Source organism: Solidesulfovibrio sp., from assembly GCF_029978005.1.
Lineage (GTDB): Bacteria > Desulfobacterota > Desulfovibrionia > Desulfovibrionales > Desulfovibrionaceae > Solidesulfovibrio.
Window position 1 is genome coordinate 21,850 of record NZ_JARKOZ010000089.1, and the last position, 12,578, is coordinate 34,427.

12 protein-coding genes are annotated in these 12,578 nt (G+C 68.1%); 8 read left to right on the top strand and 4 right to left on the bottom strand.

What is annotated here, in order from left to right; all coding sequences use genetic code 11:
- The first annotated feature begins 59 nt into the window (after positions 1-59).
- From Q1K70_RS10500 to Q1K70_RS10535, 8 genes are all read left to right on the top strand, one after another.
- Positions 60-554, top strand: a complete 495-nt coding sequence (locus Q1K70_RS10500) for a MauE/DoxX family redox-associated membrane protein (RefSeq protein WP_300158845.1) — start codon at positions 60-62, stop codon at positions 552-554.
- Positions 536-1,057, top strand: coding sequence for a rhodanese-like domain-containing protein (locus Q1K70_RS10505; protein ID WP_300158848.1), 522 nt, complete (start codon positions 536-538; stop codon positions 1,055-1,057). Before Q1K70_RS10500 ends, Q1K70_RS10505 begins: the two co-directional genes overlap by 19 nt.
- Positions 1,058-1,150: 93 nt before the next feature.
- Entirely contained in the window at positions 1,151-1,771 is a 621-nt protein-coding gene (locus Q1K70_RS10510; protein ID WP_300158851.1) for a C-GCAxxG-C-C family protein, read from the top strand.
- A gap of 65 nt (positions 1,772-1,836) precedes the next feature.
- Positions 1,837-2,697: a M15 family metallopeptidase gene (locus Q1K70_RS10515; RefSeq protein WP_300158854.1), complete on the top strand. Its 861-nt coding sequence runs from the start codon at positions 1,837-1,839 to the stop codon at positions 2,695-2,697.
- Between the two features lie 353 nt (positions 2,698-3,050).
- Complete coding sequence (locus Q1K70_RS10520; protein ID WP_300158857.1) at positions 3,051-3,995, top strand: hydrogenase small subunit; 945 nt, start codon at positions 3,051-3,053, stop codon at positions 3,993-3,995.
- Positions 3,996-4,071: 76 nt separating this feature from the next.
- Positions 4,072-5,766: a nickel-dependent hydrogenase large subunit gene (locus Q1K70_RS10525; RefSeq protein ID WP_300158860.1), complete on the top strand. Its 1,695-nt coding sequence runs from the start codon at positions 4,072-4,074 to the stop codon at positions 5,764-5,766.
- A 66-nt stretch (positions 5,767-5,832) separates the two neighbouring features.
- Positions 5,833-6,330 (top strand): HyaD/HybD family hydrogenase maturation endopeptidase, encoded by a 498-nt coding sequence (locus Q1K70_RS10530; RefSeq protein ID WP_300158863.1) that lies wholly within the window; start codon positions 5,833-5,835, stop codon positions 6,328-6,330.
- A gap of 196 nt (positions 6,331-6,526) precedes the next feature.
- On the top strand, positions 6,527-7,696 hold the full coding sequence (locus tag Q1K70_RS10535) for a sugar transporter (protein WP_300158866.1): 1,170 nt from the start codon (positions 6,527-6,529) through the stop codon (positions 7,694-7,696).
- Positions 7,697-7,877: 181 nt separating this feature from the next.
- Here Q1K70_RS10535 and Q1K70_RS10540 read toward each other — a convergent pair whose 3' ends face one another.
- The 4 genes from Q1K70_RS10540 to Q1K70_RS10555 form a co-directional block, all read right to left on the bottom strand.
- Positions 7,878-8,153, bottom strand: a complete 276-nt coding sequence (locus Q1K70_RS10540) for a late competence development ComFB family protein (RefSeq protein WP_300158869.1) — start codon at positions 8,151-8,153, stop codon at positions 7,878-7,880.
- A gap of 32 nt (positions 8,154-8,185) precedes the next feature.
- On the bottom strand, positions 8,186-9,199 hold the full coding sequence (gene galE, locus Q1K70_RS10545; protein ID WP_300158872.1) for a UDP-glucose 4-epimerase GalE: 1,014 nt from the start codon (positions 9,197-9,199) through the stop codon (positions 8,186-8,188).
- Between the two features lie 22 nt (positions 9,200-9,221).
- Entirely contained in the window at positions 9,222-11,114 is a 1,893-nt protein-coding gene (locus tag Q1K70_RS10550; protein WP_300158875.1) for a hypothetical protein, read from the bottom strand.
- Between the two features lie 117 nt (positions 11,115-11,231).
- Positions 11,232-12,416: a glycosyltransferase family 1 protein gene (locus Q1K70_RS10555; protein ID WP_300158878.1), complete on the bottom strand. Its 1,185-nt coding sequence runs from the start codon at positions 12,414-12,416 to the stop codon at positions 11,232-11,234.
- Between the last annotated feature and the right edge of the window lie 162 nt (positions 12,417-12,578).

The following is a 12,578-nucleotide window of genomic DNA, read 5'->3' on the forward strand; positions in this document are numbered from 1 at the left end:
GAAGAATTACCGCATGGTAAGAAGGGAGGGTCTCGGCCGAACCCTGGAGACCCTCCGCCATGCGCCACCTCCGCAGCCTGCTCGCATCCGTCTGGACCTACCGGGTCGTGCGCGCCGTCCTGGCCGCGGCCTTCATCGTCGCCGGCGTCCTCAAGCTGGCCGACGTGCGCGCCTTCGCCCTGACCATCAAGGCCTTCGCCATCCTGCCCACGGACCTGGTCTATCCCCTGGCCGTGGGCCTGCCGGCGCTGGAAATCGTCGGCGGCGTCCTGCTTCTCCTGGGCGCGCCCGGCGGCCTCGCCATCATCGGCGGGCTTCTGGTCCTTTTCGTCGGCGTGGTGGTCAACGCCATCCGCCAGGGCCTGGACATCGACTGCGGCTGCTACGGTCCGGGCGACCCCGAAGGCGAGGTCTACCACGGTCTGTGGCCCACCCTGCGGCGCGACCTGGCCATGCTCGCCGGCGTGGCCTACTGCGTCGCCTGGAGGCGATTTCACGCCCCGCGCCGCCAACCCCCAACCCCCAAGGAGCCCTCATGCGCGCCCGCAAACTGATCCCCGCCCTGCTCGTCCTTTGCGTCTTCTGCCTGGCCCAGGCGGCCCGGGCCGACAAGTTCGAGGACGAGACCGCCAAGGAAAAGGAAGCCGTCAAGCTCGTGCGCGACACCCAGAAAGGCGGCTACGGCCTCGTCTCCACCGAGGAACTCAAGAAGTGGATCGACGAAGGCAAGAAAATGGTCATCGTGGACACCATGCCCTTCGAGGACAGCTACAAGAAGGAGCACATCCCCGGCGCGGTCAATTTCCTCTTCCCCATCCCGGACATGGACAAATGGGACGCCAAGGAGACCGGCGCCAAGTCCGAGGCCGACTACACCAAGCTGCTGGGGCCGGACAAGAACGTTCCCATCGTGGTCTACTGCGGCTTCGTCAAATGCACCCGCAGCCACAACGGCGCGGTCTGGGCCAAGAAGCTTGGCTACACCAACGTGGTGCGCTACCCTGGCGGCATCTTCGCCTGGAAGGGCGCCGGCTACCCCGTGGAAGCGGCGAAATAGCCGGGGGGAAACGCCTCCGGCGGCCAGGAGGGGGAGCGCCCCCTCCTGGACCTCCCGATTCCGGGAAATGCCCATGCCGCCCGAGGTCGTACCATGCTGCTTTTTGATTTTTTCCGCCGTCATCCCTTGCCCGACACGCCCGCCGCGCCGCGCCCACCCCGGGACACGCCGTCCCGCGCGGCGCGCGAGGACGCCCTGGGCCAGGCCGTGGGGGCCAGGGCCGAAGCCCTTTTCAGCAACCGCCGCCTGCTTTGCGCCGAGGCCATCCTGGTCGCGGTCAACGAGGCCTTCGGCCTGCCCTTGACCGAAGGGCAAGCCGTGGGCCTGGCCGCCGGGCTCACCGCCGGAATCGGCGACCGGGGCTGCCTGTGCGGGGCCGTGGCCGGGGCCTGCCTGGCCGTGGGCGCGCTGTGCTCCCGGGGGGAGGCCGCCGCGGCGCGCGCCGCCGTGCGCCGCGAGGCCGCCGCCATCCACGAGGCCTTCACCCGCCGCCACAAGTCCGCCTGCTGCCGGGTGCTGACCAAGCCCGTGAAAGACGACAAAAAGGCCCACGACGCCCAGTGCGCCGGGCTGACGGGTTTCGGCGCGCAGCTGGCCGTGCGCGCCGTCCTGCGCCTGCGCCCGGAGCTCCTGGACAGCCCGGACGCCGGCGTTCGCCGCGAAGGCCGGCTGTGCGGCCGCCTCAAGTGGCTGCTCTCGTTTTTTTGCCGCTGACGCCTGCCCGCCCTTGCCGCGGCGGTCCGGCGGCGCTATGCCGGGCCTCCGGAGGAAGTTCCGCCATGCGCCATCCCTTTCGCGGCCTGCTGCTCCTTTCCTGTCTCCTTTGCCTCGTTTCGCCGGCCCCGGCCCAGACGCTCTCCCCCCAGGCCCGGCGCGACCTGTCGGTCCTGGCCACGGCCTATCCCGGCGTCATCCAGGCCGTGGAGGTCGCGCCGGGCGGACGCGCCACGGTCGTCCTGGCCGACGGCGCGCGCCTGCCCTACGACGACGGCCGCCCCCGCTCGGCCGAGGAGTCGGTGGAGGACCCGGACCTCAAGACCATACTGGCCCAGCCCTACCCCCTGGGGCCGGTCGCCGCCGAGCCGCCCCTGTGGTTCTCGCCCGGGCGCCAGCGCGCCCAGGCGCTCTTCTTCGCCCTCTACGGCCACACCCAGGCCGAGGTGCGCGCCGCCTGCCGCCCGGTCCCCTTCTTCAACCAGTCCATCCCCTTCAACGCCCGCCAGGGCGCGGCCGACGCCTTCGCCCGGGTCTCGACCCGGCTGGAGAAGCTGGCCGCCGCCGATCCCGGCATCCGCAAATACCTGCTGCCCGCCTCGGGCGGCATGGTCTGGCGCGTGATCGCCGGCACGGACCGGCTCTCGGCCCACGCCTTCGCCGCCGCCGTGGACGTGAGCCCCCGGGGCAACCCCTACTGGCGCAACCTGCCGCGCGGCAGGAACATGCTCGCCGTGCGCCAGGCCTTTCCCCCGTCCGTGGTGGCGGCCTTCGAGGCCGAGGGCTTCATCTGGGGCGGCAAATGGGCGGAGTTCGACCTCATGCACTTCGAATATCGTCCTGAGATCATTCTGCTGGCCCGGCTGGCGCGCGGCGAGACGCCGCCGCTGGCCTCCATCGACGCCTTGCTGCGCCCGGGGCGCTGAGCGTCCGCCTGTCGCGCGCCCCGTCTTCTATCGGTCTCGGGGTCGTAACGGGTGCGACATGCTGCATACTTTTTTTTAGTTCGTATCCTTTACTTCCCCCCCAGAGTCTTCCTCGTAACACCCTTGAATCACGTGAAAATTTTGGCAAACCCCATTGACGTCGCCTGCAATGCGTGATTTACTGCGACAGGGAACACGTAATCCGGCTGGCTCTTTTTTTATGCCATCGCAACGCGCCGGGGGCGGGCTTTTTGCCCGTCCCCGGCGCGCGCAACGCGAGGGATGGAGGCGACACGCCCGGTGCGCCATGGCGGCAGGCGGGCATGTCCTTTTGAAAACAAAGGAGGACGTTTATGAACTTTTCCGTGGGTCTTGGCAGGGATGATGCGGAAAAACGGCTTGAGCAGAACGGCGTCTCCCGCCGCGACTTCATGAAATTCTGCGCCACCGTCGCGGCGGCCATGGGCATGGGCCCGGCCTTCGCCCCCAAGGTGGCCCAGGCCTTGACGGCCAAGCGCCGCCCCTCCGTCGTGTGGCTGCACAACGCCGAATGCACCGGCTGCACCGAGGCGGCTCTTCGGACCATCAAACCGTACATCGATTCGCTCATCCTCGACACCATCTCCCTGGACTACCAGGAGACCATCATGGCCGCCGCCGGCGAAGCCGCCGAGGATGCCCTGCACAAGGCCATCGAGTCCCCCGACGGATTCTATCTGGTGGTCGAGGGCGGCCTGCCCACCATCGAGGGCGGCAACTGGGGCATGGTCTCCGGGCACCCCATGCTGGAGACCACCAAGAAGATCGCCCCCAAGGCCAAGGGCGTCATCAGCCTCGGCACCTGCGCCGCCTACGGCGGCATCCAGAAGGCCAAGCCGAACCCCAGCCAGGCCGTGAGCGTCAGCGACGGCACGGGCATCAAGACGATCAACATCGCCGGCTGCCCGCCCAACCCCATCAATTTCATCGGCGCCGTGGTCCATGTCCTGGAAAAGGGCATTCCGGAACTCGACTCCAACGGCCGTCCGAAGATCTTCTTCGGCGAGCTGGTCCACGACAACTGTCCGCGCCTGCCGCATTTCGAGGCTTCCGAATTCGCTCCCTCCTTCGATTCCGAAGAGGCCAAGAAGGGCTTCTGCCTCTACGAACTCGGCTGCAAGGGTCCCGTGACCTACAACAACTGTCCGAAGGTGCTTTTCAACCAGGTCAACTGGCCCGTCCAGGCCGGCCACCCCTGCATCGGGTGCAGCGAGCCGGATTTCTGGGACACCATGACCCCCTTCTACGAGCAGGGCTAGACGCTTCCTGCCCGGTTCATGGTCGGTCCCCGAACACCTTCTAACTGCAGCGCACGTCTCGTGACGGAGGAAGCATATGGCTGAGAGCAAACCCACGCCGCAATCCACCTTCACCGGCCCCATCGTGGTCGACCCCATCACCCGGATCGAAGGGCACCTGCGGATCATGGTCGAAGTCGAGAACGGCAAGGTCAAGGACGCCTGGAGCTCTTCCCAGCTCTTCCGCGGCCTGGAGATCATCCTCAAGGGCCGCGACCCCCGCGACGCCCAGCACTTCACCCAGCGCGCCTGCGGCGTGTGCACCTACGTCCACGCCCTGGCCTCCACCCGCTGCGTGGACGACGCCGTCAAGGTCAACATCCCCGGCAACGCCCGCATGATGCGCAACCTGGTCATGGCCTCCCAGTACCTCCATGACCACATCGTCCACTTCTACCACCTCCACGCCCTGGACTGGGTGGACGTGACCAATGCGCTGAAGGCCGATCCGCAGAAGGCCGCCAAGCTGGCCGCCTCCGTGGCCCCGGCCCGCCCCGGCAACTCCGCCGAGGCCCTGAAAGCCGTCCAGGACAAGCTGAAAGCCTTCGTCGAGTCCGGACAGCTCGGCATCTTCACCAACGCCTACTTCCTCGGCGGCCACAAGGCCTACTACCTGCCGCCCGAGCTCGACCTCATCGCCACGGCCCACTACCTGGAAGCCCTGCACCTGCAGGTCAAGGCCGCCAGCGCCATGGCCATCCTCGGCGGCAAGAACCCCCACACCCAGTTCACGGTCGTGGGCGGCTGCTCCAACTACCAGGCCATGACCAAGGACCCCCTGGCCAACTACCTGGCGCTGACCAAAGAAGTCTGCCAGTTCGTCAACGACGTCTACATCCCGGACCTGCTGGCCGTGGCCGGCTTCTACAAGGACTGGGGCGGCATCGGCGGCTGCACCAACTACATGGCCTTCGGCGAGTTCGCCACCGACGAAAGCTCGCCCGAGAAGCACATGGAGTCCTCCTACTTCCCGGCCGGCATCATCACGGGCCGCGACCTCGGCAAGGTGGACAAGGTGGACCTCGGCGCCATCTACGAGGACGTCAAGTACTCCTGGTACAAGCCCGGCGCCGACGGCCTGCACCCCTACGACGGCGTCACCGATCCCAAGTACACCAAGCTCGACGACAAGGACCACTACTCCTGGATGAAGGCCCCCCGCTACAAGGGCCTGGCCATGGAAGTCGGTCCCCTGGCCCGCTGCTTCATCGCCTACGCCAAGGGCCAGCCCGAGTACAAGAAGGTCGTGGACATGGTGCTCGGCAAGCTGTCCGTGCCCGCCACGGCGCTCCACTCCACCCTCGGCCGCACCGCCGCCCGCGGCATCGAGACGGCCATCATCGCCGCCAACATGGAGAAGTGGATCAAGGAGTTCGCCGACAGCTCGGCCAAGGACAACACCCTGTGCGCCAAGTGGGAGATGCCCGAGGAGTCCAAGGGCGTGGGCCTTTGCGACGCCCCCCGCGGCGCGCTGTCCCACTGGATCCGCATCAAGGGCAAGAAGATCGACAACTTCCAGCTGGTCGTTCCCTCCACCTGGAACCTCGGCCCCCGCGGGGCCAAGGGCGACAAGAGCCCCGTGGAAGAGGCGCTCATCGGCACCCCCATCGCCGATCCCAAGCGCCCGGTGGAAATCCTGCGCACGGTCCACGCCTTCGACCCCTGCATCGCCTGCGGCGTGCACGTCATCGAACCCGAGACCAACGAGATCCTCAAGTTCCGGGTTGTCTAAACCCGCCCGCTTCGCGTATTCGGAGAACCCGGCCTCGGCCGGGTTCTCCGTTTTCAGGGAGGTTTCATGTCCGATTCCCCGCGTAAAATCCTGATTTTAGGCGTCGGCAACATCCTCTACACCGACGAGGGCGTCGGCGTGCGGGCCGTGGAGCAACTGCTCGAAGCCTACGATTTTTCCGACAACGTGACGCTCATGGACGGCGGCAACCTGGGCATGCGGCTCATGCAGCCGCTCATGGACTGCGACTTCTGCATCGTGCTCGACGCGGTGCTCGGCGGCGGCGAACCCGGCACGGTCTATCGCCTCGTCGGCGAGGACCTGCGCAAGTCCCTGGCCTTCAAGGACTCCATGCACCAGTCCGACCTCGTGGACACGCTCATCTACTGCGAGTTGGTGGGCAAGCGCCCTGACACCGTGGTCATCGGCATGGAGCCCTTCGACTTCAAGACCCTGGCCGTGGAGCTCTCCCCTACCGTGGCCGGCCGCGTGCCGCACATGCTCGAAACGGCCCTGGCCGAACTGGCCGCCGCCGGCGGCACGGCCACGCCCAAGGGGGCGTGAGGGAAGGGGAGGAGGAACGCCTCCGGCGGCCAAAGGGCTTGCGCCCTCTGGACTCCCGGGACCGGTTCTGGTTGACCGGAGCCCTGCCTGGAGTCAACTGCAATGACGCTGGCCCGGAGCGGCGCGCCCTTGCCAACGGCGGGCGATCGGCATACCAGGAGGCGACTTCGCCGCCTTGCGGCGCAATACCACCGCCATGCCTTCCCTCGCTCCCGAACCCACGCGCCGCGACTGGCTTCCGGTCATCCTCCTGGCCGTGGCCGTGTTCGTGTTCAACACCACGGAATTCGCGCCCATCGCGCTTTTAAGCGACATCGCCGCCGACTTCGGCATCTCTGCCTCACGGGCGGGGCTGCTCGTCACGATCTACGCCTGGATGGTGGCCCTGCTCTCCCTGCCGCTCATGCTCCTTTGCGCCGGCATGGAGCGGCGCAGGCTGCTGCTCCGGGTGTTTCTCGTCTTCATCGCCAGCCACGCCCTGTCGGGCGTCGCCTGGAGCTTTCCCGTGCTCCTGGCCTCCCGGATCGGCGTGGTCTGCGCCCACGCCATTTTCTGGTCCATCAACATCCCCCTGGCCCTGCGCGTCGCCCCGCCCAACTACGGCTCCCGGGCGCTCGGCATCCTGTCCACGGGCTCGGGCCTGGCCATGGTCCTGGGGCTGCCCCTGGGCCGCGTCATCGGCCTGTGGCTCGGCTGGCGCATGACCTTTCTGTGCATCGGCGGGTTGGCGCTCCTGGTCATGGCGGCGCTTTTGCGGCGGCTGCCGGAGCTTCCCAGCCAGCACGCCGGCGACCTGCGCAGCCTGCCGGTGCTTTTGCGCCGGCCGGCGCTCGTCGGCCTCTACGTCCTGACCGTGCTGCTGGTGACCGGCCATTTCACGGCCTACACCTACATCGAGCCGTTCATCGCCGAGGTGGCCCGGGGCAGCGAGAACTTCACCACCCTGACGCTCCTGCTCTTCGGCCTGACCGGCATCTTGGGCTGCTATCTCTTCGCCCGGGACAACGACCGGCATCCGGTGACCATGTTCGGCGCGCCCATCGCCCTGACCGCCGCCTGCCTGCTGCTGCTCCGGCCGGCGGCCGCCTCGCCCGCCCTGCTCCTCGCCCTTTGCGCCGTATGGGGGATAGCCATGGCCGCCTTCAACCTGGTCCTCCAGACGCGGGTGGTCAAAGCCGCGCCCGAGGCCACGGACATCGCCATGTCCATGCAGTCCGGCATCTACAACATCGGCATCGGCTCGGGGGCGTTTCTCGGCGGCCTGACGGTGGACGGCCTGGGCCTGCCCGTGGTCGGCTTCGTGGCCGGAGCCATCGCCGCGGCGGCCAGCCTGTGGAGCCTCTACTGCCTCAAACGGCATTTGTGACGTCGGCCGCGCAAACGAAGCGGCGGCCGGGGGCATCACCCCCGGCCGCCGCAGCATATCTTTCTTTCGCGCACCATCAAAACACGCGAAGTCATCTCTCCCGGATTCCGACTCGCTCCCCCCTGGCGGGATTCCAAAGGGCTTCGCCCTTTGGCCGCCGGAGGCTTCCCCCCTACAAATCCTACATATTCGGCCGGGCGCGCACGGTGCGCACGGCCTCGCGCAGCATAAGCCGCACGGTGTCGTCCGTGACGGGCTCGTCGATGACCAGGCTCACGGACTGCACGTAGCGGGCCGGCAGCATGTTGAGGGTCAGGGCGTAGATGTCCTCGATGTCCGTGCGGGTGTAGCGGAAGTCCGGAAACTCGGCCAGCACCCCGGGCATGAGGTTGATGACCCGCTCCTCGTTCCTGTTGCGGATGGCGTGGAAATCCAGTCCCAGGGCGGCGTAGTCCATGCGTCCTCCGCGCGGCGCGTTTTGGCCGGACTCTACCCCGCCGTGGAGATTTTGCAACTCAATTTGCCCGGGACGTGGCCGAGGTGCCAGTTCCAGGCCGTCTCCACGATGGGGGCCAGGTCCATGAAACGCGGCTTCCAGCCGAGCTCCCGAATGATGGCCCCGGAGTCGGCGTAAAGCCCCGGCGAATCGCCGGCCCGGCGCGGCCCCTCCACCACGGGCACGGGCTTGCCCGAGACCTTCTCCACGGCCTGTATCACCTCGCGCACGGAATTGCCCGTGCCGGTGCCCAGGTTGTAGACGGCGCTTCCCCCCCCGTCCAGGAGCCTTTTGACGGCCAGGATGTGGGCGTCGGCCAGGTCCGTGACGTGGATGTAGTCGCGAACGGCCGTGCCGTCCGGAGTCGGGTAGTCGGTGCCGAAGATCTCCACCCGGGGGATGCGGCCGAGGCCCGCGGCCACGACCAGGGGGATGAGGTGCGTCTCGGGCTTGTGGTCCTCGCCGATCTCGCCCTCGGGGTCCGCGCCGGCGGCGTTGAAGTAGCGCAGCGCCGTGTAGGTCATGCCGTAGGCCGCGTCGAAGTCCCTGAGCATCTGCTCGATCATGAGCTTGCTCGTGCCGTAGGGACTCATGGGCCGGGTCGGGTGGTCCTCGGTCAGGGGCACGCGCTCGGGCGCGCCGTAGGTGGCGCAGGTGCTGGAAAAGACGATGTGGCGGCAGCCGGCCCGGCGCATGGCCGAAAGCAGCGACAGCGATCCGGCCACGTTGTTGCGGTAGTACTTCTCCGGGTCGGTCACGGACTCGCCCACGTAGGCGAAGGCGGCGAAATGGAGCACGGCGGCGGGCCTAAACTCGGCGAAGACCTCGTCGAGCTCGCCGCGGTTCAGGATGTCGCCGCGCACCAGCGGTCCCCATTTGACGGCCCAGTCGTGGCCGTAGACCATGCTGTCGAAGGTGATCGGGGTGAAGCCGGCCGCCTTGAGGGCCTTGCAGGTATGGGAACCGATGTAGCCCGCGCCGCCGGTGACGAGGATGTTGGTTGCCATGGAGCGTTCTTCCTTGATGGGTTTACTGGTCGGAAAGGACCGCCGCCACGGGGGCGGTCCTCGTTGCTTCACCGCGTTTGCCGTCCCTGGCCGGCGCGCCGAGGGTCATGGCCATTTCCCTGTAGAACGTGATCGCCTCGATGCGAAGCGACAGCGCCATGCCGGACTCCAGGCGCTCCACGCCAAGCAGCCGCGCCGGCAGGGCCAGTTCCACGGCGATGTGGGGCAAGGGCTTGTCCAGGACCTGCATGACGCCCTGGGGATCGATGGGGGAAAGCCCGCCGTCGTCGGCCACGGCGTAGAGCCTGGGGGCCAGCTCGAAGCGGCCGGGGTACTTGGCATGGGGGCGCGGCACCAGGCACAGGGCGAAGTGGCGCATGCCCGCGCCGGCGTCCACGTCGAGGTTGATGCGGTAGGACTCCGAGGGCGGAAACTCGCCGTCGTGGGCCAGAAGAAACAGGTCGGCGTAGTTCTGGGCCAGGTTGAAGAGGTTGAGGCTCTCCGGGCTCCAGGACAGGTGCACGTCGCCGAAGGGCACATGCGGCGCGGGCACGCTGAACCAGGGCAGGCGCGTGCCGGCCTTGTCCGGCCAGTCGGCCAGCGAATCGTCGTCGGCGCGGACCGGGGCCTTGGCCGGGTGGATGGGGATGACGGCCGGCATGGGCGGCGGGGTCTTCTTCCCGCTTGCGGCGTGGAGGGCCGGCACGTCCCGGTTGGCGGCGGCCAGGGCGGCCACGAGCCCCTCGTAGGGGACGTCGTTGATGTCCACCAGGCCCATGTTGAAGTTCTCGCCGTCGCCCCGGCCGCCCGAGGGCTCGTCGTAGTACTGGAACCAATGGACGCCGGCGATGTTTTTAAACGAGGCGAAGTTGCGCATCGCCGCCGCCGCGCCCACGGCCCGCTCGGCCTGGGTCGCCACGTGCATCAGGTGGCCGTTGTTGACGTTGCCCGAGCGGTTCTCGTCGGCGGCGAAAAAGAATTCCGAGATGAGCACCGGCACGTCCGTGAGCCCGGCCAGGCCGTCGAAATAGTACGGGGCCACCCAGCCGTCCGGGGCGTCCACGTTGTAGTTGGTGGAAAGGACGTCGAGAAAGCCCCGCGAGGCCAGGACCGCGTCCTGGTTGTAGTAGAGCGGCAGCCGGTCGCCCATGACCAGGCGGTCGGGGTCGGCGGCCTTGAGGGCCTTGTAGACGAGCTCGTAGTAGCGGCCGGCGCAGGCGGCGGTGAAGCGCTGGATGAGCGCGATGCCGTGGCCGCCCGGGCGCAGGCGGAGCTGCGCCCGGCCCTCTTTCAGGTCCTCGAAACTGTCGATTCCCTGGCCGGGCGTGAAATCGACCAGGAGCCTGCGCCAGTCGCCCTGGTAGTAGTCGTAAATCATGCGCCAGAGGAACCGCTTGGTGTACACGGCCCACTCGTTGCCGAGGTACCAGCGGAAAAGGGGCGCGTTCCACCAGCCCACCTCGTTGTCCGTGAAATAGCCGATGACCGCCGGGTTGTCCTTGTACGGGGCCACGAGCTGTATGGCACGGGCCGTGGCGATCTCCTGGGCGTCCGGGGCGAAGGGGTCGAACCAGTGGAGGCGACTGTTGCGCCCCAGGTCGATCTCCGGCACCAGCGGCAGGCGCATGGCCGTGGTCGGGTCGGACCAGCCGCCCCGGGTGTTGAAGCCCCAGGCGTAGAGGCGTCCTTGCGCGGCCTCGGCCCAGGCGGCCTGGTCGGGATAGTATTTCTCCCAGTAGTAGCCGTTTTCCCGGTAGTGCTTGTCGCCGCCGTTGACCGTGTCCGCGCCGATGGAAAAAAAGCGCGGCCCGCCGGGCATGGTCAGCCACCAGGCCCCGTCCTGGCGCGCCGTGCCGTAGCCGCCGGCCAGGGCGGGCGCGGCCGCCCAGAGCGCGGCCGCGAGCAGGAAAAACATCACGAGGCGGCCGACGCGGCGATCCGCCGCCGGCCCGAACGAGCACCGAAACACCCTTGCCGTCATCCGGAAAAACATGCGCTTCATGCAGTATCTGCGGGTTGAGGATGCGGCGGACTAGCGCAGGGCGTCGGCCAGGAGCTTGGAGAGCACCGCGTCGGAGTCGAACCAGCGCGCGGCGAAGGCCTTGGCCGCCTTGGAGTGGCGCTCCCAGTCGGCGCGCACGGCCTCGATGCCGGCCAGGGCCCCGGCCTCGTCGTCGAAGGCCAGCACGCCTTCGCCCACGTCCATGAAGCGCGAATAGCCCGTGTCCTGGACCACGGCCGGACGGCCGGAAGCCAGGTAGCAGGCGGTGCGGCAGGAGAACCAGCCCGAGCGCGTGGCCACGTAGGCGTTTTTGGCGGTGGAGAATTCCGCCAGGCTGTCCCAGATGTAGTCGCGGTAGACCCAGGGCGTCTGGGACATGGAAAAGCCGTCGCGCAGCTTCCAGCCCTTCTCTTCCAAAAGCTCCCGGGGCGGCCGGCCGCCGCCAAGCGCCAGCTCCAGGGTCGCGCCGGTCTTCTGGGGCAGGTCGAGCATCTTCTCGAATTCCATGTTCTTGCCGCCGTACTGCACGCCTCCGACAAGGGGTCCCTTCTGGGTCGGCTGCCAGGAGAGCACGGTGGTGAAGGCGTCGCGGGCGGGCTTTTCCGGCGCGCCGGACCAGCTGTCCAGCACGATGGGCTGGCGCGTGGGGATCCAGTCCACGACGCCCTTGGGCACAGTGCAGAAATCCTCGCCCACGTTTTCCCCGAAGGAAAAGAACACGTCGTGGCGGCGCATGTTCTCGATGTTGTGCTTTTCCTCGTCCGTGGCCGTGCCGTCCAGGTACTGGGGGAAGCTCGACTGGGTGTAGAGGGGATCGGAGTCGATGAGCACCTTGACCGGGATTTTGGCGTAGGCGTCGCGCAACTGGCAGGTGGTCGAGATGTTGAAGAAGACGTCGGCGCGCGCCACCACCGAAGCCAGGTTCTCGGCGGACATGCCCCAGTGCCGGTCGTCCGGGCCGATGACGCAAAAGCGCTTGGCCAGGCCCGGGTCCAGGGCGGCGACGTAATCGCCCAGGTACTTGGTATGGTACGTCAGATCGTCCACGAAGGTGACGTTGAACGGATCATAGGCCCAGCCGCCGGTGTCCTCGAGATAATAGACGTCGTGGCCCAGGCGGTAGAACCCGTGCAGATACTGGATGTAGTCCCAGGCCACGCCGCCCAGCGGATACGTGGCGGCCAGCCCCGAAACGATGATCGTGCGCTTTTGCATCGTGGTCGCGTCCTCGTATGGAAACCGGGGGGGGGGGGGGGGGGGGGGGGGGGGGGGGGGGGGGGGGGGGGGGGGGGGGGGGGGGGGGGGGGGGGGGGGGGGGGGGGGGGGGGGGGGGGGGGGGGGGGGGGGGGGGGGGGGGGGGGGGGGGGGGGGGGGGGG

Bases quoted from the DNA above. Each gene is read 5' to 3' on its own strand.
- Q1K70_RS10500 (WP_300158845.1), top strand. From the start codon at position 60: ATGCGCCACCTCCGCAGCCTGCTCGCATCCGTCTGGACCTACCGGGTC.
- Q1K70_RS10505 (WP_300158848.1), top strand. From the start codon at position 536: ATGCGCGCCCGCAAACTGATCCCCGCCCTGCTCGTCCTTTGCGTCTTC.
- Q1K70_RS10510 (WP_300158851.1), top strand. From the start codon at position 1,151: ATGCTGCTTTTTGATTTTTTCCGCCGTCATCCCTTGCCCGACACGCCC.
- Q1K70_RS10515 (WP_300158854.1), top strand. From the start codon at position 1,837: ATGCGCCATCCCTTTCGCGGCCTGCTGCTCCTTTCCTGTCTCCTTTGC.
- Q1K70_RS10520 (WP_300158857.1), top strand. From the start codon at position 3,051: ATGAACTTTTCCGTGGGTCTTGGCAGGGATGATGCGGAAAAACGGCTT.
- Q1K70_RS10525 (WP_300158860.1), top strand. From the start codon at position 4,072: ATGGCTGAGAGCAAACCCACGCCGCAATCCACCTTCACCGGCCCCATC.
- Q1K70_RS10530 (WP_300158863.1), top strand. From the start codon at position 5,833: ATGTCCGATTCCCCGCGTAAAATCCTGATTTTAGGCGTCGGCAACATC.
- Q1K70_RS10535 (WP_300158866.1), top strand. From the start codon at position 6,527: ATGCCTTCCCTCGCTCCCGAACCCACGCGCCGCGACTGGCTTCCGGTC.
- Q1K70_RS10540 (WP_300158869.1), bottom strand. From the start codon at position 8,153: ATGGACTACGCCGCCCTGGGACTGGATTTCCACGCCATCCGCAACAGG.
- galE (WP_300158872.1), bottom strand. From the start codon at position 9,199: ATGGCAACCAACATCCTCGTCACCGGCGGCGCGGGCTACATCGGTTCC.
- Q1K70_RS10550 (WP_300158875.1), bottom strand. From the start codon at position 11,114: ATGTTTTTCCTGCTCGCGGCCGCGCTCTGGGCGGCCGCGCCCGCCCTG.
- Q1K70_RS10555 (WP_300158878.1), bottom strand. From the start codon at position 12,416: ATGCAAAAGCGCACGATCATCGTTTCGGGGCTGGCCGCCACGTATCCG.